Origin of the sequence: Synechococcus sp. CBW1107 (genome assembly GCF_015841355.1) — a bacterium.
Lineage (GTDB): Bacteria > Cyanobacteriota > Cyanobacteriia > PCC-6307 > Cyanobiaceae > Regnicoccus_A.
Genome location: NZ_CP064908.1, coordinates 2485803 through 2503995 on the forward strand (window position 1 = coordinate 2485803; position 18193 = coordinate 2503995).

At 69.1% G+C, this 18193-nt stretch carries 18 protein-coding genes; 4 read left to right on the top strand and 14 right to left on the bottom strand.

The genetic code is table 11. The features are described 5' to 3' along the window. Positions 1 to 3: 3 nt before the first annotated feature. Genes trmD through era form a run of 3 tightly spaced genes read right to left on the bottom strand, consistent with a single transcriptional unit; the run spans position 4 to position 2779 of the window. Complete coding sequence (gene trmD / locus I1E95_RS13005) at positions 4 to 1242, bottom strand: tRNA (guanosine(37)-N1)-methyltransferase TrmD (RefSeq protein ID WP_197167512.1); 1239 nt, start codon at positions 1240 to 1242, stop codon at positions 4 to 6. Beyond that, positions 1239 to 1730 (bottom strand): phycobiliprotein lyase, encoded by a 492-nt coding sequence (locus tag I1E95_RS13010; protein WP_231594633.1) that lies wholly within the window; start codon positions 1728 to 1730, stop codon positions 1239 to 1241. Before I1E95_RS13010 ends, trmD begins: the two co-directional genes overlap by 4 nt. 29 nt (positions 1731 to 1759) lie before the next feature. Continuing rightward, complete coding sequence (gene era / locus I1E95_RS13015) at positions 1760 to 2779, bottom strand: GTPase Era (RefSeq protein WP_231594634.1); 1020 nt, start codon at positions 2777 to 2779, stop codon at positions 1760 to 1762. A gap of 31 nt (positions 2780 to 2810) precedes the next feature. On the opposite strand from era, the gene I1E95_RS13020 reads away from it, so the two are divergent. Continuing rightward, on the top strand, positions 2811 to 3338 hold the full coding sequence (locus I1E95_RS13020) for a hypothetical protein (protein ID WP_197162880.1): 528 nt from the start codon (positions 2811 to 2813) through the stop codon (positions 3336 to 3338). A gap of 34 nt (positions 3339 to 3372) precedes the next feature. On the opposite strand, the gene I1E95_RS13025 is transcribed toward I1E95_RS13020, so the two are convergent. From I1E95_RS13025 to I1E95_RS13045, 5 genes are all read right to left on the bottom strand, one after another. Next, positions 3373 to 4107, bottom strand: coding sequence for a Bax inhibitor-1 family protein (locus I1E95_RS13025; protein WP_197162882.1), 735 nt, complete (start codon positions 4105 to 4107; stop codon positions 3373 to 3375). Between the two features lie 82 nt (positions 4108 to 4189). Then, positions 4190 to 5188, bottom strand: a complete 999-nt coding sequence (locus I1E95_RS13030) for a PhoH family protein (protein ID WP_197162884.1) — start codon at positions 5186 to 5188, stop codon at positions 4190 to 4192. Between the two features lie 11 nt (positions 5189 to 5199). Continuing rightward, complete coding sequence (rpsP, locus tag I1E95_RS13035; RefSeq protein ID WP_197162886.1) at positions 5200 to 5601, bottom strand: 30S ribosomal protein S16; 402 nt, start codon at positions 5599 to 5601, stop codon at positions 5200 to 5202. Between the two features lie 96 nt (positions 5602 to 5697). Continuing rightward, entirely contained in the window at positions 5698 to 7158 is a 1461-nt protein-coding gene (ffh, locus tag I1E95_RS13040) for a signal recognition particle protein (RefSeq protein WP_197162888.1), read from the bottom strand. Positions 7159 to 7228: 70 nt separating this feature from the next. Then, complete coding sequence (locus I1E95_RS13045) at positions 7229 to 9163, bottom strand: IMS domain-containing protein (RefSeq protein WP_197162890.1); 1935 nt, start codon at positions 9161 to 9163, stop codon at positions 7229 to 7231. Positions 9164 to 9287: 124 nt separating this feature from the next. Here I1E95_RS13045 and pdhA point away from each other — a divergent pair, with 124 nt between their 5' ends. Further along, a complete protein-coding gene (gene pdhA, locus I1E95_RS13050; protein ID WP_197162892.1) occupies positions 9288 to 10385 on the top strand; it encodes a pyruvate dehydrogenase (acetyl-transferring) E1 component subunit alpha in 1098 nt (365 codons plus the stop codon). Positions 10386 to 10409: 24 nt separating this feature from the next. On the opposite strand, the gene I1E95_RS13055 is transcribed toward pdhA, so the two are convergent. Beyond that, positions 10410 to 11336 carry an RNA polymerase sigma factor, RpoD/SigA family gene (locus I1E95_RS13055; RefSeq protein WP_197162894.1) on the bottom strand — a complete coding sequence of 309 codons (927 nt, stop codon included), beginning with the start codon at positions 11334 to 11336 and terminating at the stop codon, positions 10410 to 10412. Positions 11337 to 11433: 97 nt separating this feature from the next. Next, positions 11434 to 13011, bottom strand: a complete 1578-nt coding sequence (locus I1E95_RS13060; protein WP_231594635.1) for an NAD(P)H-hydrate dehydratase — start codon at positions 13009 to 13011, stop codon at positions 11434 to 11436. A gap of 154 nt (positions 13012 to 13165) precedes the next feature. On the opposite strand from I1E95_RS13060, the gene mnmA reads away from it, so the two are divergent. Then, a complete protein-coding gene (gene mnmA, locus I1E95_RS13065) occupies positions 13166 to 14368 on the top strand; it encodes a tRNA 2-thiouridine(34) synthase MnmA (protein ID WP_197167515.1) in 1203 nt (400 codons plus the stop codon). On the opposite strand, the gene I1E95_RS13070 is transcribed toward mnmA, so the two are convergent. From I1E95_RS13070 to I1E95_RS13080, 3 genes are read right to left on the bottom strand one after another with little or no spacing between them, the layout of a single operon-like run. Next, positions 14359 to 14610 carry a 2Fe-2S iron-sulfur cluster-binding protein gene (locus I1E95_RS13070; RefSeq protein WP_197162898.1) on the bottom strand — a complete coding sequence of 84 codons (252 nt, stop codon included), beginning with the start codon at positions 14608 to 14610 and terminating at the stop codon, positions 14359 to 14361. The two genes, mnmA and I1E95_RS13070, sit on opposite strands and share 10 nt — an antisense overlap. Next, positions 14607 to 16091 (bottom strand): cobyric acid synthase, encoded by a 1485-nt coding sequence (locus I1E95_RS13075; protein ID WP_197162900.1) that lies wholly within the window; start codon positions 16089 to 16091, stop codon positions 14607 to 14609. Before I1E95_RS13075 ends, I1E95_RS13070 begins: the two co-directional genes overlap by 4 nt. Positions 16092 to 16099: 8 nt before the next feature. Beyond that, positions 16100 to 16483, bottom strand: coding sequence for an Npun_F0494 family protein (locus I1E95_RS13080; protein WP_197162902.1), 384 nt, complete (start codon positions 16481 to 16483; stop codon positions 16100 to 16102). A 119-nt stretch (positions 16484 to 16602) separates the two neighbouring features. On the opposite strand from I1E95_RS13080, the gene I1E95_RS13085 reads away from it, so the two are divergent. After that, positions 16603 to 17208, top strand: a complete 606-nt coding sequence (locus I1E95_RS13085; protein ID WP_197162904.1) for a nucleoside triphosphate pyrophosphatase — start codon at positions 16603 to 16605, stop codon at positions 17206 to 17208. On the opposite strand, the gene I1E95_RS13090 is transcribed toward I1E95_RS13085, so the two are convergent. Then, positions 17209 to 18027 carry a YcgJ family protein gene (locus I1E95_RS13090; protein ID WP_197162906.1) on the bottom strand — a complete coding sequence of 273 codons (819 nt, stop codon included), beginning with the start codon at positions 18025 to 18027 and terminating at the stop codon, positions 17209 to 17211. Between the last annotated feature and the right edge of the window lie 166 nt (positions 18028 to 18193).

Genomic DNA, 18193 nt, shown 5'->3' on the forward strand with positions numbered 1-18193 from the left:
ACCCTACCCATTCCCGTTCTCCCAACGCTCCAGCAGGGCCACGGCGTGGCAGGCGATCCCCTCTTCCCGTCCGGTGGGGCCGAGGGTCTCATTGGTGGTGGCCTTGATGCCCACCTGGTCTGGATCGAGCCCCATGCGCCGGGCGATGGCGGCGCGCATGGCGCTGATGTGGGGCCGCAGTTTCGGGCGCTCGGCGATCACGACCGTATCCACATTCACCACCTGCCAGCCCCGCTCCCGCACCAGGGCCACCACCTGCTCCAGCAGCACCAGGCTGTCGGCACCGCGCCAGCGCTCGTCGTCCGGGGGAAAGTGCTGGCCGATGTCCCCCAGGCTCAGGGCCCCCAGCAGGGCATCCATCAGCGCGTGCACGAGCACGTCGGCGTCACTGTGGCCATCGAGGCCAAGGCCCGCGGGATGCTCCAGGGTCAGGCCGCCCAGGATCAGGGGGCGCCCCGGCACCAGCCGGTGGATGTCGTAGCCGTTGCCGATCCGCATCCGCATGGCCCCATCCTGGCGGTTGACGGCCTCCTGTCCGTCCGCCAGCTGCCGCTCCCGCCAGCGCCTGTGCAGATCGGGTCGCCTCCGTTTCGTGCGTTCCTGCTGCTGCTCCGCCCGCCAGCGGGCGATGGCGCCATGGTCGCCGCTGCGCAGCACCTGGGGAACCGCCAGGCCCCTGAACTCGGCCGGGCGGGTGTAGTGGGGATGCTCCAGCAACAGGGCGCTGTGGCTTTCCTCCACCAGGGACTCGGCCCGGCCCACCGTGCCGGGCAGCAGCCGCACGACGCCGTTGATCAGCACCATCGCTGCCAGTTCGCCGCCGGTGAGCACGAAATCCCCCAGTGACACCTCCTCATCGGCGAGGGTGCGGATGCGCTCATCGAAGCCTTCGTAGTGGCCGCAGAGCAGCACCAGCTGGTCGTGATCCAGGGCCCAGCGCTGCAGGTCGGCCTGGCGCAGCGGCTGACCCTGGGGGCTGAGCAGCAGCACCCGGCGCCGTTCCAGCACGGGAATCGACTCGAAGGCCGCGAACACCGGCTCCGGCTTGAGCACCATGCCCGCCCCGCCGCCGTAGGGCTGGTCGTCGACCTTGCGGTAGCGGTCGCTGGCGTGATCGCGGGGATTGTGGGTGTGCAGTTCGGCGATGCCGGCGCTGAACGCCCGCCCGATCACCCCCAGGCTGGCCAGGGGAGCAAACGACTCGGGAGCCAGGCTGACCACATCCAGCCGCATCGCGCTCAGCTCTCCTCTGGAGCCGGGCGGCTGACGCGGCGGATCTCCGAGCAGAAGCTGGCCTGCTCCGGCTGGCCATCGGCGCCGTTGACGATGACGCTGCGCAGGCGCAGGTTCGGCTTGGTGAACCAGATCCGTTCGCGCTGCTCCTGGCCAGCGCTGGTGATCACCAGCTCCAGGCTGCCGTCGGGCCACAGCTGCCACTGGCCGATGCTGCCCTCGGCGCCCAGCAGGGTGCCGCCGGCCTCGAAGTCGATCTGCCGGGCCAGGCCATCGGGAGCCGTCACCTCCAGCCCCCCCAGGGAGCGGCCCGGGGCGCCCGGGCGCAGGCTCACCCCCAGGTCGCCGCGGTTGCTGTCATGCCAGGCGTCGTCGTCGCCGCCGCTGGCGGCCGTCGTCGCCTCCATCCGGCTGCGCAGCACCATCCACTGACCGGCGCAGAGGGCGAGAAAGGCTGGCAGGTCTTCGGGGGGGAAGGCGGGGCTGGTGCCGTTCACGGCGAGGTCGACTCTGGCCCTCCATCCTCTCAGTCGCCGCGGTAGCCGAGTTCCGCCAGCCGTGCCGGGTTGCGCCGCCAGTTGGGCACCACTTTCACGAACAGCTCGAGATACACCGGCCCGTCGAACACCTTCTGCATCTGGGCGCGCGCCCCGCTTCCGATCTCCCTGAGCATCTGACCGCGCTTGCCGATCAGGATCCCCTTCTGGCTGGAGCGCTCCACGAGCACCGTGGCCAGCACGGCGATGCGCTTGCCGTCCTCCACGATCCGCTCCACCTGCACGGCCACGGAGTGGGGCACCTCCTCGCGGGTGAGCGAGAGAACCTGCTCTCGGATCAGCTCCGCCAGCAGCAGTTGCTCGGGTTGATCGCTGACCGCATCCGGCGGGTAGAGATGGGGCCCGAGGGGCAGCCGCGCCGCCAGGGCCTCCACCAGTTCAGGGCAGCCGGCGCCGGTGGTGGCGCTGCAGGCCAGCAGGGGCCAGTCGCTGCGGCGCTGACCGGGGTCGGCAGGATCGGCACGCTGATCGGAGAGCACCAGCAGCTCCCGGTAGCTGTCCTCCAGCTCAAGCGCCCTGGCCGGATCCACCAGATCGCTCTTGTTGAGGGCCACCAGCACCGGCGCCCGGCTGAAGCGCAGCAGCTCAACGATGAAGCCATCGCCGCGACCTGCCGGTTCACTGCCATCCACCAGGAGCAGCACCACGTCCACTTCGCCGATCGCGCTGCGGGCGCTCTTCACCAGACGTTCCCCCAGCAGGTGGTGCGGTTTGTGAATGCCGGGAGTGTCGAGCAGCACCAGCTGGGCGCTGGGGGTGGTGAGGATGGCCCTCAGGCGGTTGCGGGTGGTCTGGGCCACCGGTGAGGTGATCGCCACCTTTTCACCCACCAGATGGTTGAGCAGGGTCGACTTGCCCACATTGGGGCGACCGATCAGGGCCACGAATCCGGAGCGAAAGCCCTCCGGGGACTGCTGTGGCAGCGGCCGTGGCAGCCCTGCTCCCTGCGGCTGCTCCGGTTCGGTCTCGATCAGGCCCGGCTTGTCCATAACCTCAACAGTGCCAGTCCAACGATCCGACATGTCGGTGTCCACTCCAGCCACCCCCACCTTTCCCCAGGCCATGGAGATCGCGGCGGCCTGGCTGGGCCACTGGCAGAACGGCGAACTGAGCGATGAAGTGCTGGCCGACCGGGTGGGGGAACTGGTGTCCAGCCTCGATGGAGCCCGCGGCTTCTTCGTTGTGGCTCTCACCAGCGACGCCCCGCTGATGGACCGTTTGCCGGAGTGCCTGGTGCTGAGCCTGCGCCAGGCGGGGGAGGGAGTGGTGGATCTCAGCGCCCGCAATCTGGCCATGAGCACGGCCATGGCCCTGCATCACCAGAGGGGTGGTGATGAGGGCCAACGGGCCGGGTCCGAGAGGGTGGCTCGTCGTTGCACGGAACTGCTGCGGCTGCTGGAGCCCACGGCGGTTAAGCAACGGCTGGAGAGGCTCCTGGCCGGCGCTGAGGGATCGGGAGAGGATGTGGCCTTCCTGGATCGCTGGGGCTACGACGAGGCCCAGCGCACGGCCATCCGCGAAGCGGTGCTGGGGGTGGCCGACGACTGAGCCAGGGCCTGGGTAGCTGTGGCTGGTGGCTGATTCAGTCGCGGCGGCCACCGCCGTTGAGGGCGATGATCAGGCGCAGGATGAAGATGAAGAGGTTGATGTAGGTGAGGTACATGCCCAGGGCGCCGGCCAGGTACTGGTCGTCGCTGTAGGTGCGGGGCATGGTGTAGAAGTCGAGGAAGGCGGCTCCCACGAACAGCACGGTGCCGAAGCCGGCGATCAGCAGTTCGAATCCGCTTCCCCCGAAGCCGGGGATGAAGATGCCGCCCACGATCTGAATCACCATGGCGATGATCAGGCCGAGGATGCCCAGGCCCACCACACCGGCCAGGGCCTGACCGATGGAGTCGCTCATGCGACGTCCCACCACCGAGGCGATCAGGAAGGTGATGCCGGTGGCCAGGGTGGCGGTGCCGATGGCTCCGACGCCGGCAACGCTCAGGGCGTAGGCCACGATCCCGCTGAGGGTGAAGCCGGTGATCAGGCTGTAGGCCGTGAGGATCGGCAGAGCCGTGCCGTTGTTCTCCTTGGTGGCCGCGTTCTGGGCCACGAAGAAGAGGATGAAGTTGCCGATCAGGGCCACCCAGAACAGGGGCATGAACAGCCCCGGGCTGCTGGCCATCAGGGTGAGGCCCCCCATGACGCCGGCGGCGGTGAGCACCATGCCGCCACCCACGTAGGGCAGCGCTTTGTTGACGACGTTGGGACCGACCAGCGCGCCCTGCTGGGCCTCGCGGATCGCTTCCTGGAAATTGCTGCTGGCTGGCATGGGACCAGTGAATTCGATTCTCACCATCCTGCCAGTGCCGGCGGGTTGGGAGTGTGCGGTTCTCCCCATCCCCGCTGGGTCCTCATCCCCGCTGGACCGTCCGGGGAAGTCCGGACGAGTCGCGGCGGGCGTAGGCCTGCACCATGCGCTGCACCAGCGGATGGCGCACCACATCGGCGGCGGTGAGATGGCAGATCGCCACGCCCTCCACATCGGCCAGCACACCAGCGGCCTCCACCAGGCCACTGAGCTGCTCGCGCGGCAGATCCGACTGGGTGGGATCCCCGGTGACCACCATGCGTGAGTTCTCCCCAAGCCGGGTGAGCACCATGCGCATCTGGGCGGTGGTGGTGTTCTGCGCCTCGTCGAGGATCACGAAGGCATCGGCCAGGGTGCGGCCGCGCATGTAGGCCAGCGGCGCCACCTCGATCACCCCTTTCTCCAGCAGGGCCGTGGTGCGCTCCGCCCCCAGAAGCCCATGCAGGGCGTCATAGAGGGGGCGCAGGTAGGGGTCGACCTTCTGCTGCAGATCCCCGGGCAGGAAGCCCAGCCGCTCGCCGGCTTCGACCGCGGGCCTGGTGAGGATCAACCGCTCCACCCGACGTTCCTGGAGCATGCGCACGGCCTGAACGGTGGCCAGGAAGGTCTTGCCGGTGCCGGCAGGACCCAGGGCGAGGGTCAGGTCGTGACGTTCCATCGCTTCCACGTAGGTCTTCTGACGCACCGTGCGCGGGCGCAGCAGCTTGCCGCTCTGGCTGCGGGCCAGCACCTGCTGGGAGAGTTCGCGATGTTCGCTGCTGCGGCCGGTGTCGAGGGCGTTGAGGGCGGTCTGGAGATCCACCGCGCCGATGGGCTGGCCCTCGCCCCAGAGAGGCCGCAGCAGCTCCACCAGAGCCGAGGCCCGCTCCAGCTGCGAGGGCCTGCCCTGGATCACCAGCTGAAGACCCCGCAGCACCAGGGACGCACCTGTGAGGGTCTCAAGGCGATGCAGGGTGGTTTCGGCCTCGCCGGCAAGGGCAAGGGCGCCTTCCTGGTGGGGGAGGTCGATCGAAAAGAGAGGAAGCGTTTCAGCCCCGGCCATGGGGCTTCCGTTCAGGCATCGGCGCTGACGACTTCAGCGTCTTCAGGCTCGGCGGCAGCGGCGGCTTCTGCCGCAGCGGCTGCCTCAGCGGCGGCGGCCTTGGCGGCTTCCTTCACCACGGCCTCGCGGGCGGCAGACTGCCTGGCCTTGCCGACGGTTTCACCGGGACGGATGGTCTTCTCGATCAGGCCACCCTTCTCCAGCAGGGAGCGGACCGTGTCGGTGGGTTGGGCGCCCTGGCTGAGGCGCACACGGATGGCTTCGGCATCAAGGCGGGTTTCCTTGGTGCGGGGGTTGTAGAAGCCGAGCTCCTCAAGCGGCAGACCGTCCCTGCGGGACGTGCTGTTGGTGGCCACCAGGCGGAAACTCGCTTCCCGCTTCTTGCCGAACCGCTTCAGGCGGAGCTTGATCATCGTGGCCTTGCCTTGCTGACTGGGGTGTAGGGGTGGGCGGAAATTCCGCCTGGCGGTGAGTTCACGCGCCAAACAAACACCTTAGCCTGCCGCCCATCAGAGCTGGCCGAATCCCTTGCGCTTCTTGGGGGGACGACCGGCCTTGCGGGAACCGCCTCCCCGTCCAGCGGGCGCCGGCATTCCGGGCATTCCGGGCATGCCTGGCATCCCGGGCATGCCACCGCCCATGCCGGGGAGCCCACCGCCCATGCCCGGCATGCCGCCACGGGTCATCTGCTGCATGAAGCCGCGCATCTTCTGAAAATCGGCCAGCACCTTGTCCACGTCGGCGGGGCTGTGGCCGCTGCCCGCCGCGATCCGCCGCCGCCTTGAGGGCTGGGCCGCCAGCAGCTGGGGCTGCTCCCGTTCGGCCACCGTCATCGAGCCGATCATCGCCTCGATCTTCCTGAGCTGCTCCTCCCCCTGCTTCAGCATGCCGTCATCGATCTTGTTCATGCCTGGGATCAGCTTCATCAGGCCCCCCAGGGAGCCCATGCGCTTGATCAGGCGCATCTGCTGCAGGAAATCGGAAAAGTCGAAGGAGGCTTCCTGCAGCTTCTGCTGCATCCGGGCCACATCGGCCAGCTCCACTTCCTTGGAGGCCTTCTCCACCAGGGTGAGCACATCACCCATGCCCAGGATGCGGCTGGCCATCCGCTCGGGGTGGAAGGGCTGCAGCGCCTCCACCTTCTCGCCGGTGCCGATGAATTTGATCGGCGCGCCGCTGACCTTGCGGATCGAGAGGGCGGCACCACCGCGGGAGTCACCGTCGAGCTTGGTGAGCACGGCGCCGGTGATGCCCACCTGCTCGTGGAAGGCGCGGGTGAGCTCGGCGGCCTCCTGGCCGATCATCGAATCCACCACCAGCAGCACCTCATCGGGTGCCGCGGCCTGACGGATCCGCACCATCTCCTCCATCATCGCGGCGTCGATCTGGAGGCGGCCGGCCGTGTCCACCAGCACCGTGTCGAAGCCGTCCTCCCTGGCTCTGGCGATGCCGGCGGCGGCGATGTCCTCGGGCCTGGCGTCAGCCCCCAGGCTGAACACCTCCACCCCGATCTGTTGTCCCAGCGTCTGCAGCTGGTCGATGGCCGCGGGCCGGTACACATCGGCGGCCACCATCAGCGCCCGTTTCCCCTGCTCCTTGAGGTGCAGGCCGAGCTTGGCCGTGGCCGTGGTCTTGCCGGCCCCCTGCAGGCCCGCCATCAGAATCACCGTGGGGGCCTGATCCGACAACGCCAGCGGCGCGTTCTCGCCGCCCATCACCTCCACCAGGGCCTGATGCACCAGCTGGATGAACTGCTGATCGGGGCTGACGCCACGCACCACCTCGGCGCCCACCGCCTTGGTGCGCACCTCATCGATGAAGCCCTTGACCACCTCCAGGCTCACATCGGCCTCGAGCAGGGCACGGCGCACCTGCTTGAGGGCGCCCTCCACGTTGCTTTCCGTGATCCGGTCCTGGCCCTTCAGGCTTTTGACCGCATCCTCAAAACGCTGGGAAAGTTCGTCGAACATGGCGTCGTGGAAGGGGTGACCCCAGGAGGGGTGATCGTCGACCCAGACCCTGACACAACGTCAGGGGACCTCAGCGGCGACTGTGGAAATCAGCCAGTTTCCAGGTGCCGCCATCACGGGCGAACACGTAGATGTTGCGCAGCTGGGCACTCGTTCTGGGTTGGATCACCTTGTCGCCTGAGCGGCGCTCCTCGCTGTAGTCGAGCTGCACATCGGCTTCGATCCGCCTTGGGCTCCGGTCGGTGAGCTGGAACTGCCGAATCCTGGCCTGGATCTGCTGCTGCTCCCCCCGGGCCTTGAGTCCCCTGGCCTGGGATCGCAGGTCGGCCACCAGGGCCGGGCGGGCGAGTTGATCGAGGTCGGCCTCGCTGCTGCGTCCCTCCAGAAGGGCCGCCTTGGCCGCCAGCCAGCGTTCCAGGAGGAGCCGCACCTCCTCCTGGCTGGGGCTGGAGCTGGTGAGGGGTGCCGCCGGGGCGGGGGCCGCCAGCGGCTGCTTCGTGCTGGCGGGAGCCTGGCCACTGGTGGAGGGGGGCGCCAGCGGGGGTGACGCCGGCCGGGGACGCAGCACCAGCGACAGTCCGGCGAACAGGGCTGCCCCGGCCGCGAGGGCGAGTCCGACCAGGGCCAGCGGCCGCCTGGATCGTGGCCGTTGCTCGCCTGCCGCAGCTGGCGTGGACAGCTGCGGGGACGGAGGGTGGAAGCCGTCGCCGTTGCCGTTGCCGTCGCCGCCGCCGGGGGCAAGAGGCTCCAGCTCAGGCATGGCCCAGTCCGCGGCGGCCATCACGGCTGGGTCCGGAGCGGGTGGCTCCACCGTGTGGCCGCGGGCCACGCGGCGATCCTGCTGATCCACGAAAGTCTGCACGTCCCGATCGGCGAAGTAGGCCTCGAGATCGGCATCCACCTCGATGTCGCGGTAGCCGGGGAGGACATCCCGGGCGAGCCAGTCGCGACAGTAGGCACAGAGCTGGGCGAGGGGATCATCAGCCTGCTCCTCGGCCCAGGCCTTGAGCTCAGGCCCTGCTCCGGAGTTGAAAGCCTGCATGGCCGGCTCGATCTGACCGAGCAGCAGGTGCAGGCAGGCCAGCAGGGGCTGGATGCCGGGCTGGGCGGAGGCCCGCAGGCGGCTCCTGGCGGCGGCGATGCGGTCGGGCTTGCGCTGGGCGAAGCCTGAGGCGGTGAGGGCATAGCAGGCCAGGAACTCCGCCGCCGCTGAGCCGCCTCTGGCCCAGCGGTCGAAGAGATCCACCTGTTCCTGGGCGGTAAGGAAAAGCCGGATCTGCTTGATGAAGGCCTGGAAGTCGTCGCGGGGCAGGCTGGGATCGTCTTCGCCCTCCAGCCCTCCGCGCCGCTTCACCAGACTCTCCAGCAGCTCCAGGCCTTCGGCGCGTTCCCTGGTGGCCGTGAGAGGCCGGCTGACCAGACCCAGAACCCGGAATGGCAGCAGCGCGTGCAGGTCGTTGGCCAGCTGCAGGCGCTGCTCGGGCAGCTGGCCCATGCGTTGCAGGTGCTGAAGTCCCTGCTGCAGGAGCTGGGCCGCGGCCTCGTAGTGGCGCTGGCCCTGGAGCTCACTTGCGGCGGCGCGGCAGGCCAGGGCCGTGATCAGGCAGAGGTCGGCTTCGCGGCCGCTGCCGAGGGCAGGGGCCTGGGGCGGCTGCAGGCAGGCGATGGCGGACTCAAAGGCCTCCAGGGGCATGCCCGCCTCGAGCAGCAGCATCAACCCACCGAGATCCTTCGATGGCGCCACATCAAGGCCGGCCGCCACCCCCTCTCCCTCACCCACCTGCTCGATCTCCATCAGCTGGGCCTCGTAGGCCTGGCGGCGCTGGGGATCGGAGAGCACGTCGGCGCTGGCTTCCAGCAGATCGGCCCTGGCCCGGATGGCCTCCAGGGTGAACCCCTGATCCGGCGCCTTCTCCAGACGATGCTGAAGGGTGCGCAACACGTTCTGGGCATCGGTCGCCGGGCTCACGCCGAGCAGACGGAAGTGGTCGATCGGCAGTTCCAACCCCTTCAGCTCACGGGCCCTTGATCCTGGGCATTGGGGCGAGTGTAGGCAGTGGCATCGGTTTTGACCTTTCCCGCTCAGTCCTCCCCTTACAGTCGCTACAACAGCTTCGACTCCCCGTGCCATGACTCAGGAGATCGCCGCCACGCTCCAACCGGCCGCAGATGGGACCGCCGCCGCCGGAGCCGGCAGCCACGCCGAACGCCTGGCGGCGCTCTACCCGGCTGGGCCAGCCACGGTGAGCCGTGAGGAGGGTCTGACCCTCTTCCGCGACATGACCCTCGGTCGCCGCTTCGAGGACAAGTGCGCCGAGATGTACTACCGGGGCAAGATGTTCGGCTTCGTTCACCTCTACAACGGCCAGGAGGCCGTCTCCACCGGGGTGATCAAGGCGATGCGTGCCCAGCACGACTGGTTCTGCAGCACGTACCGCGACCACGTCCATGCCCTCAGTGCCGGCGTGCCCGCCCGCGAGGTGATGAGTGAGCTGTTCGGCAAGGCCACCGGCTGCAGCAAGGGCCGTGGGGGTTCCATGCACCTCTTCTCCAGGGAGCATCACCTGCTCGGTGGCTATGCCTTCATCGGCGAGGGCATTCCGGTGGCCCTCGGGGCCGCCTTCACCAGCCGCTACAAGCGTGACGCCCTCGGTCAGTCGGACAGTGACGCCGTCACGGCGGCCTTCTTCGGCGATGGCACCTGCAACAACGGCCAGTTCTTCGAGTGCCTGAACATGGCGGCGCTGTGGAAGCTGCCGATCCTCTTCGTCGTCGAGAACAACAAATGGGCGATCGGCATGGCCCACGACCGCGCCACCAGCGATCCGGAGATCTGGCGTAAGGCCGCGGCCTTCGGCATGGCGGGTGAGGAGGTCGACGGCATGGATGTGCTGGCGGTGCGGGCCGCTGCCCAGCGGGCTGTGGAGCGTGCCAGGGCCGGCGAGGGGCCCACCCTGCTGGAGTGCCTCACGTACCGCTTCCGCGGCCATTCCCTGGCCGACCCCGATGAGCTGCGCAGCGAAGCGGAGAAGGAGTTCTGGGCCAAGCGGGATCCGATCAAGGCCCTGGCCGCCCACCTCACCAGCCACGATCTGGCCAGCTCCGAGGAGCTCAAGGCGATCGAGAAGGAGATCGATGCCGAAGTGGCCGATGCTGTCGAGTTCGCTGTCGGCGCACCAGAGCCCGATCCCGGCGAGCTCACTCGCTACATCTGGGCCGAGGACTGACCCCGAGGACTGACCCCTTCCGCCTCAGAGCTGGCTGGGCAGCCGGCTCGTGAGGCTGCGGAGCTTGCGCAGGGCCTTGAGCTCCACCTGTCGCACCCTCTCCCGGGACACGTCGAGCAGACGGCCGATCTCGGCGAGGGTGTGACGCTCGTGCCCATCAAGCCCGAAGCGCAGGTCGAGCACCTGGCGCTCCTGCTCGGTGAGGTAACTGAGCCAGCGCTCCAGCTGCTCGTGATGCATGCCCCGCTCCACCTGGTCGAGGGGCTCGTCGTGACTGGAGTCGGCGATCAGATCGCCCAGGAAACTGCGTCCATCCTCTCCATTCACCGGGGCATCCAGGCTGGAGGTGGTCAACGACTGGCGCAGCAGCCCGTCGAGTTCCTGAATCGGGATCGCCATGGCTTCGGCAATCTCGCTGCGGCTGGGCATGGCCCCGAGCTTGTGAGTGAGCTCCAGGCTGACGCGACGCACGGCGCTGAGGCGCTCGCTCAGGTGAACCGGCAGCCGGATGGTGCGGGACTGGCAGGCGATGGCGCGGGTCATGCTCTGGCGGATCCACCAGAAGGCATAAGTGGAGAACTTGTAGCCGCGGGTGGGATCGAACTTCTCCACGGCCCGCTCCAGGCCCAGGGATCCTTCCTGGATCAGGTCGAGAAGCTCGAGCCCCTTGCCCTGATACTTCTTGGCGACACTGACCACCAGGCGCAGGTTGGCCTTCATCATGCGCTCCTTGGCGCGGCGGCCCAGGCGCAGCAGTTGCTTATCGCGAACGCTGGGCGGATCCTCCACGCCAGAATCGATCAGCTGCATCATCGCCTGCACCTGGTTGCCCAGTTCGATCTCCTCGGCTGGAGTGAGCAGGGGAACCCGTCCGATGGTGCTCAGATACCAGCTGATTGGATCGCTCCCCCGCCGCCGCTGCTCGCGGGGCTGAAGGGTGGAGGCTGTCATGCGCCCATCTGGAAAGTTGATTCAATCTCTGATGAATCGAACAGGCCATGATGTGATTTCAACAACCTTTCAAGGTTGTGCCAGTAAAACGACACAGTCAACTCTCACTAGGGCTTTCCTCTTCTGAGCCCCACCGGCCCAGAGCGGCGGCCAGAGTCTGGGGCGTCACCTGGCCGGGCCCGAACCGTTCCCGGGCCGTCAGTCCCGCCTGGGCATGGGCCAGGGCGGCAGCGGCCAGGGTGGAGGGCTCACCAGGAGTGATCCCCGCTGCCATGGCCAGAGCCCCTTGCCCGGCCGCGAATCCCGCCAGGACATCGCCGGCTCCGGCCCGGGCCGCTTCCGCTGCGGCCTCCAGCAGCTGCCAGCGCCTGCCATCGGGGGCGGCAATCACGCTCCGGGCGCCCTTGAGCACCAGGGCCGCGCCGCAGCGGGCAGCGGCGACGGCGGCGGCCTCCAGAGGCTGCTCGCCGGCCAGGTCGGGGAACAGGCGGGCGAATTCACCCCCATGGGGTGTCAACCAGGTGGGACCCTGACGCCCCTGCAGCCAGGCCATCGCCTCGCCGGCCACCCCCGCGGCCAGTTGGTTGAGGCCATCGGCATCGATCACCACCAGGCCGGCAAAGGACTGCAGGGCCCCCCAGATCGGCGGGCTGTCGGTGCCATCCGCCGGGGTGTCTGGCCCCAGGCCCGGGCCAATCAGCACGGCATCGAGGCGGTCGAGGGCGCCCGGCTCCTCCGGCGCTCGAGCCAGGACCACATGGGGGAGGAGGCTCCAGAGCTCCCTGGCCACGGGCTCCGGCACGGCCGCCCGCAGGCTGCCGCAGCCGCTGGCGCTCGCCCCCAGCAGGCTGAGCAGGGCGGCACCGGGATAGGCGGCGCTGCCGCTCACCACCAGCAGGCGCCCGCGGCCGTACTTGGCGGCCTCGGGTGGAGGGTCCAGGGCTGGGGCGCTGGTGCGATCCGCACCGCTCAGACCCAGGGGCTGATCAGGCGGCAGTTGCTCCAGCAGAACCGGCGCCAGCCCCAGATCCAGCCGCACCAGTTCCCCCACCCAGGCCAGGGCAGCGTCCTGGACCAGCCCCTGCTTCAGCAGTCCGAGGCAGTAGGTCGTGCGGGCGCGGGCGGCCTGGTGTCCCAGCAGCCTGCCGCTGTCAGCGCACAGGCCCGTGGGTGTGTCGATCGCCACCAGCTGATCGGGCCTCAGCCGGGCCCGATCGCCCAGGAGGGACTCGATCGCCTCGCCGGGAGGCCGCCGCTGGCCGATGCCGAAGAACCCATCGATCCAGAGACAGGCCTCGCCGGGATCAGGGGTGGAGTCCACACGCTCGATCCCTAGCCAGCAGGCATGGCGCCAATGGGACTCGGTGAGCGGTTTGCGGCGCTCGAAGGGGCTCCAGAGCCGCACCTTCACTCCGGCCAGGTGCAGCTCCCGGGCCACCACCAGGGCGTCCCCCCCGTTGTGACCGGGGCCCACCAGCACCAGCACCCCCTGGTGCAGGGATTCGGGCTCGCTCAGCAGCCGCGCACTGATGGCCAGGGCGGCCTTCTCCATCAGCGCTTCCACCGGCAGGCCGCTGGCAAACAGCTGCTGCTCCAGCTGCGCCATCTGTCCAGAGCGCACCAGCAGGTGGTCGGCATCCCTGCGGGGCCAGTGAATCGCGTGGCTGCTGCTCAAGGGGGCTCCGCTGCGGGGGGGATGCGGGCCCCGCCGGCGGGGCCCCGGTCCCATGATGGGAACTCGGCTTTGTGTCGTTCCTCCCCCGCCCCGGAGGTTTCCGGTTTTGACCACCACTGCCCCAGCCTCCGGTCCAGGTCCCGTCGGACCTGCGCTGTCCCCCCTCACGGCTGCCGGTGGCCCGGTCACCGCGGCCGGGGCCGCGGCGATCGAACGCCTGCGCGCCTGGCCCGGTGAGCATCGGGTCGCGGTGGGCCTCTCCGGCGGGGTCGACAGTTCCCTCACCGCCGCCCTGCTGGTGGCGGCCGGCTGGCAGGTGGACGGTCTCACCCTCTGGCTGATGAGCGGCAAGGGGGCCTGCTGCGCCGAAGGGCTGGTGGATGCAGCCGGCCTCTGTGACCAGCTGGGAGTGCCGCATCATGTGGTCGACAGCCGCGAGCGCTTCCGCGAGCAGATCGTCGACTTTCTGGTGCAGGGCTACGAGCAGGGGGTGACACCGCTGCCCTGCTCCCGCTGCAACCGGGAGGTGAAGTTCGCGCCGATGCTGGAGTGGGCCGAGGCCGAACTGGGGATCGGCCGCATCGCCACCGGCCACTACGCCAGGGTCCGCCTGGCTGACTCCGCTGGCCCCAGCGCCGCCGCCGGCCGCCACCAGCTGCTGCGGGGTCTCGATGCCCACAAGGACCAGAGCTACTTCCTCTATGACCTGCCCCAGTCGGTGCTGGCGCGGCTGGTGTTCCCCCTCGGAGAACTCACCAAGCCCGACACCCGGCTGGAGGCCGAGGCTCTCGGCCTGCGCACCGCCCGGAAACCGGAAAGCCAGGATCTCTGCCTGGCCGACCACCACGGTTCGATGAAGGCCTTCCTCGATGCCTTCCTGCCGCCTCGCCAGGGTCAGATCGTTCTGGCTGACGGCACGGTGGTGGGCGAGCACGATGGCATCGAGCACTTCACGATCGGCCAGCGCAAGGGGCTGGGTGTGGCCTGGAGCGAGCCCCTGCATGTGGTGCGCCTCGATGGGGCGATGAACCGGGTGGTGGTGGCTCCACGGGCCGAGGCGGCCCGCAGCGGCTGCGTGGTGGGGGCGATCAACTGGATCTCGATGCCCCCCCCGGACGCACCGCTGGAGCTGGAGGTGCAGGTGCGCTATCGCAGCGCGCCGGTGGTGGCCCAGCTCGTTCCCCTCGAGCCCACGGCCGCTGACGATGCTGCGGGCCGCCCCCACCGTGCTCGGTTGACCTTCCGCGATGACCAGTTTTCGATCACCCCTGGCCAGGCGGCGGTGTTCTATGCCGGCGAGGTGGTGCTCGGTGGCGGGCTGATCCAGGGACAGCTGCCCGATCCGGCTCACCAGTAGGGATCGCAGGCCAGTTCCACCCGCAGATCGCCGCTGCGCGCAGCGGGCACCGTGGCGATGCAGGCCCTCACCACCCGGCCGTTCACCTCGATCTCACAGGCGCCGCAACTGCCCCCCAGGCAGCCGGTGGGGATCGTCTGGCCGGCCTCGGCCGCCGCCTGCAGCCAGTCGCTGCCTGGGGGCACCCGGGTGCTGCGCCCATTGGGCCAGTGCACGAGGACCGGCGAGGCGGCGGACTTCATTCCCTCTCCAGCAGGGGAGTCAGATTCACGTGGGCTTCGAAGGCCCCGGCGAGGCGATCGAGCAGGGCCTCCCGCTGCTGCCCGTGGTGCGGTTGCTGCTCACTCAGCGGACTCAGGCCGCGGCGACGGCGCAGCTGGTTCAGCCAGCGCCGTCGCCAGGGTCCCGAGTCGAACACCCCGTGCAGGTAGGTGCCGGCCACCACGGAGCCGCTCGGCCCGGCTGTCCACCAGCCGAGGCCCGGGCGCATGGCGATGGGCTGGCACTGATCGGGTTCCTGGCACAGGCTCTGGCCCCGGTGCAGTTCGAATCCCTCCAGCATCAGGCTGCTGCCCGGCGGCCACAGGGCCGGGGCGCACACCTGCTGCGTCGCCTTGCCGTCGCCGTAGTGGGTGATCAGGGGCAGCAGCCCCAGCCCGGTGTGACCGCCGCTGCCGCCACCGCCTTCGAGAGCGAGGGGATCGAGCAGACGTCGGCCGAGCATCTGCAGGCCGCCGCAGAGGCCGAAGAGATGGCCGCCGCCCGACACATACCGCCGCAGGTCATCGCCGAGGCCGCTGGCGCGCAGGACCTCCAGATCCCGCAGCGTCTGCTTGCTTCCGGGAATCACCACGGCATCGGGGCTGCCCAGCGCTTCTCCGGGGCGCAGCCAGCGCACCCGCACGCTGGGTTCGGCCTCGAGCGGATCGAGATCGGAGAAATTGCTGATCGAGGGCAGGCGCATCACCGCGATCTCCAGGTCCGCATCGGGTTTGCGCGCCTTGCGCTCCAGCAGGTCGAGGGAATCCTCGGGAGGGAAGAGTTCATCGAGCCAGGGCATCACCCCCAGCACCGGCAGGCCGGTGTGGCGCTCCAGCCAGCTGCGGCCCTCGTCGAAGAGCTCCCGGCGGCCACGGAAGCGGTTGATCAGGATGCCCCGGATCAAGGGCCGCTCCACCGGTCGCAGCAGCGCCAGGGTGCCCACGATCTGGGCGAAGACTCCCCCCCGTTCGATGTCGGCCACGAGCAGGCAGCGGGCCCTCAGGAACTGGGCCAGGCGCAGGTTGGTGAGATCCCGGGGCTGCAGATTCACCTCCACGGGACTGCCGGCCCCCTCCAGCACCAGACGGCCGCCCGGATGGCCGGTCTGCAGATCGCTCAGGCCCTGGCGGATCGCTGCCCAGCCTGGACGAAACCAGTCGCGGTAATAGTGCTCGGCCCGGCAGACCCCCACGGAACGCCCCAGGTGGATCAGCTCGCTGGTGCTGTCGCCCTGGGGCTTGAGCAGCACCGGATTCATCGCCACCGTCGGCTCAAGCCCAGCCGCCCAGGCCTGCAGGGCCTGGCTGTAGGCCATCTCGCCGCCGGCGGCATCCACCCAGGCATTGAGACTCATGTTCTGACCCTTGAAGGGCAGGGGCGTCTCGCCCCGGCGGCGCAGCACCCGGCAGAGGGCGGCGGCCATCAGCGATTTACCGGCGCCACTGCTGGTTCCGAGCACCATCAGGGGCTTCACAGGCGCGGCCAGCGGCGGCGCAGGCCATGGCGGATCCTCTCCAGCAGAGCGGCCCTGGGAATCTCCCCGTTCCAGCGCTGCAGCAGCTCCCGGCCCATCGGCGTCAGCCGGACACGCTCCGTGAGGCCCTGTCCATCCACCTCCCGGCGCAGGACCCCGACCCGGATCAGCCAGATGAAGTGCCCTTCAGCCCCGTCGCTGCTCAGGGGAGTGAAGGTGAACTGCGGCTGGTCGTCACGCCGGTGGAGCTCCTCGCTGCTGATCGCCTCGCCGCTGAGCAGCCCGTAAAAAGCCCGCCGGAACGGCAGGCAACGCAGAGCGCTGGCCGCCCGCTCCAGTGAGCGGGGATCGTTGAGGGTGCTGGTGAGGGAGCCATGCATGGGCCGATTCTCACGGATCAGCGTGTGCCCTGGTGGCGGCGAACCGGAAGGGTCTACTGGCAGGGTCCACCGGCGGGGGAGAATCCCTGGGTTCATCCCAGGCCAGGAGGTCAGGGTCCGTGCCGCAAGCCCCACTGGTGCTGGCCTCGGCCTCACCGGCGCGACGCCGGCTGCTGGAGCAGGCGGGGATCTCCCACCGGGTTCGGGTGAGCGGCGTCGACGAGGAGGCCTGGCGGGATCCGGATCCGCTCCAGCTGGTGCAGGCGCTGGCACGGGCCAAAGCCGAGGCGGTGGGGCGTGCGCTGGTGCTGAGCGAGGGCGAGAGGGTGGCTGGAGTGCTCGGCTGCGATTCCCTGTTCGTGCTCGACGGGAGCGTGTACGGCAAGCCTCGGGACGCCGAGGAAGCCTCCAGCCGCTGGCGGCGCATGGCCGGGTCGTGGGGGGAACTGCACACCGGTCACTGCCTCCTGCCGATGGGGGACACCCTCGGGACGCCGGGCTGCTGTCCGCCCGATCCCCTGGTGGCCACGGTCACCACCCGCGTCAGGTTCGCGGAACTCAGCGACGCGGAGATCGCCGCTTACGTGGCCACCGGTGAACCCCTCTCCTGTGCCGGCGGCTTCGCCCTCGAGGGCCGGGCGGGTGCCCTGGTGGAGCGCATCGAGGGCTGCTTCAGCAACGTGATCGGCCTGAGCCTGCCCCTTCTGCGTCGCTGGCTGGCCTGATCAACGGAAGAGGCTGTTGATCAGATCCTGCAGTAAGCCTGCCGAGGCTCCAGTGTTGTATCCGGGGTTGTATCCAGGCGCGATCAATCGGGTCTGGCGGGCCACCAGCTGCAGGTCTCCCCAGCGGAACTCGCCTCCGTCTCCATTGCGGTTGTAGGACACGGGCCACGTTCCCGTGCCATCCACCATCACCAGCTGTCCCCGGCGGTTGTAGAAGCTGTAGCTCCGTCCATTGCGGAAGTCGACGAGATAGGCGGTGCCATTCGGCGTGTAGCGCTGCTGCAGGTTGCAGTTGCCGTAGAAGATGCGGCGCCCGCGTTGACTGAGCTCACAGAATCCTGAGTCCTGTGCTGTCGTCTGTCCCCAGCTGGAGTTGCCTGGGTTTCCCCGCCAGTTGTCGTTCCTCCAGTCGTTGTCGCGCGTCCAGCCGCCGTTGTCACCGAACAGCTGGCGGCTGAGGCGCTTGCTCACATTGGTGCGGCCCCAGCCGTCATCCCAGCAGATTTCCCGGCGCAGATCGCACACTTCACCGCTGCTGAAGCGAATATCCCTGGAGATGGGGCGGCCTGAAAGCTGTCGCAGCAGGTTCTGCTCCGAGCGTTGACCGTATTCGCGCCGGGTCAATGACAGCGAGGGACCCTGGCGGTCGTAGCAAATCCTGCTGCCGCGATCACAGACGACTCCGTCGCTGGGAAAATCGAGGCTGCTGGTGCGGCTCCAGCCGGGCTGGGGCAGGAGGGCGGTGAGCATGAGCCAACTGGCCGCCATCGCCAGAGAGGCTTGGGACGGCCGGGATGGGCTCTTGATGGTGGTCGTCATCGGGGCTCCGTTCAGCGGACAGCACGCAACTTATGGGTCCTGAGCGCTGAAGGTGCAACCAGAGTTCATCTGGGCCCGGGCCAGGGGTGACAAGGTCCATGCGCCCAGTGGTCATGGGCCTGTGATGCGTTCAGGCCATGAAAAAACCCCCCGCGATCGCGGGGGG

What these genes read in the sequence shown, in the direction of transcription:
- era (WP_231594634.1), bottom strand. Translation starts at nt 2,779, where the DNA reads ATGGACAAGCCGGGCCTGATCGAGACCGAACCGGAGCAGCCGCAGGGA.
- I1E95_RS13020 (WP_197162880.1), top strand. Translation starts at nt 2,811, where the DNA reads ATGTCGGTGTCCACTCCAGCCACCCCCACCTTTCCCCAGGCCATGGAG.
- I1E95_RS13025 (WP_197162882.1), bottom strand. Translation starts at nt 4,107, where the DNA reads ATGCCAGCCAGCAGCAATTTCCAGGAAGCGATCCGCGAGGCCCAGCAG.
- I1E95_RS13030 (WP_197162884.1), bottom strand. Translation starts at nt 5,188, where the DNA reads ATGGCCGGGGCTGAAACGCTTCCTCTCTTTTCGATCGACCTCCCCCAC.
- rpsP (WP_197162886.1), bottom strand. Translation starts at nt 5,601, where the DNA reads ATGATCAAGCTCCGCCTGAAGCGGTTCGGCAAGAAGCGGGAAGCGAGT.
- ffh (WP_197162888.1), bottom strand. Translation starts at nt 7,158, where the DNA reads ATGTTCGACGAACTTTCCCAGCGTTTTGAGGATGCGGTCAAAAGCCTG.
- pdhA (WP_197162892.1), top strand. Translation starts at nt 9,288, where the DNA reads ATGACTCAGGAGATCGCCGCCACGCTCCAACCGGCCGCAGATGGGACC.
- I1E95_RS13055 (WP_197162894.1), bottom strand. Translation starts at nt 11,336, where the DNA reads ATGACAGCCTCCACCCTTCAGCCCCGCGAGCAGCGGCGGCGGGGGAGC.
- I1E95_RS13070 (WP_197162898.1), bottom strand. Translation starts at nt 14,610, where the DNA reads ATGAAGTCCGCCGCCTCGCCGGTCCTCGTGCACTGGCCCAATGGGCGC.
- I1E95_RS13075 (WP_197162900.1), bottom strand. Translation starts at nt 16,091, where the DNA reads ATGGTGCTCGGAACCAGCAGTGGCGCCGGTAAATCGCTGATGGCCGCC.
- I1E95_RS13080 (WP_197162902.1), bottom strand. Translation starts at nt 16,483, where the DNA reads ATGCATGGCTCCCTCACCAGCACCCTCAACGATCCCCGCTCACTGGAG.
- I1E95_RS13090 (WP_197162906.1), bottom strand. Translation starts at nt 18,027, where the DNA reads ATGACGACCACCATCAAGAGCCCATCCCGGCCGTCCCAAGCCTCTCTG.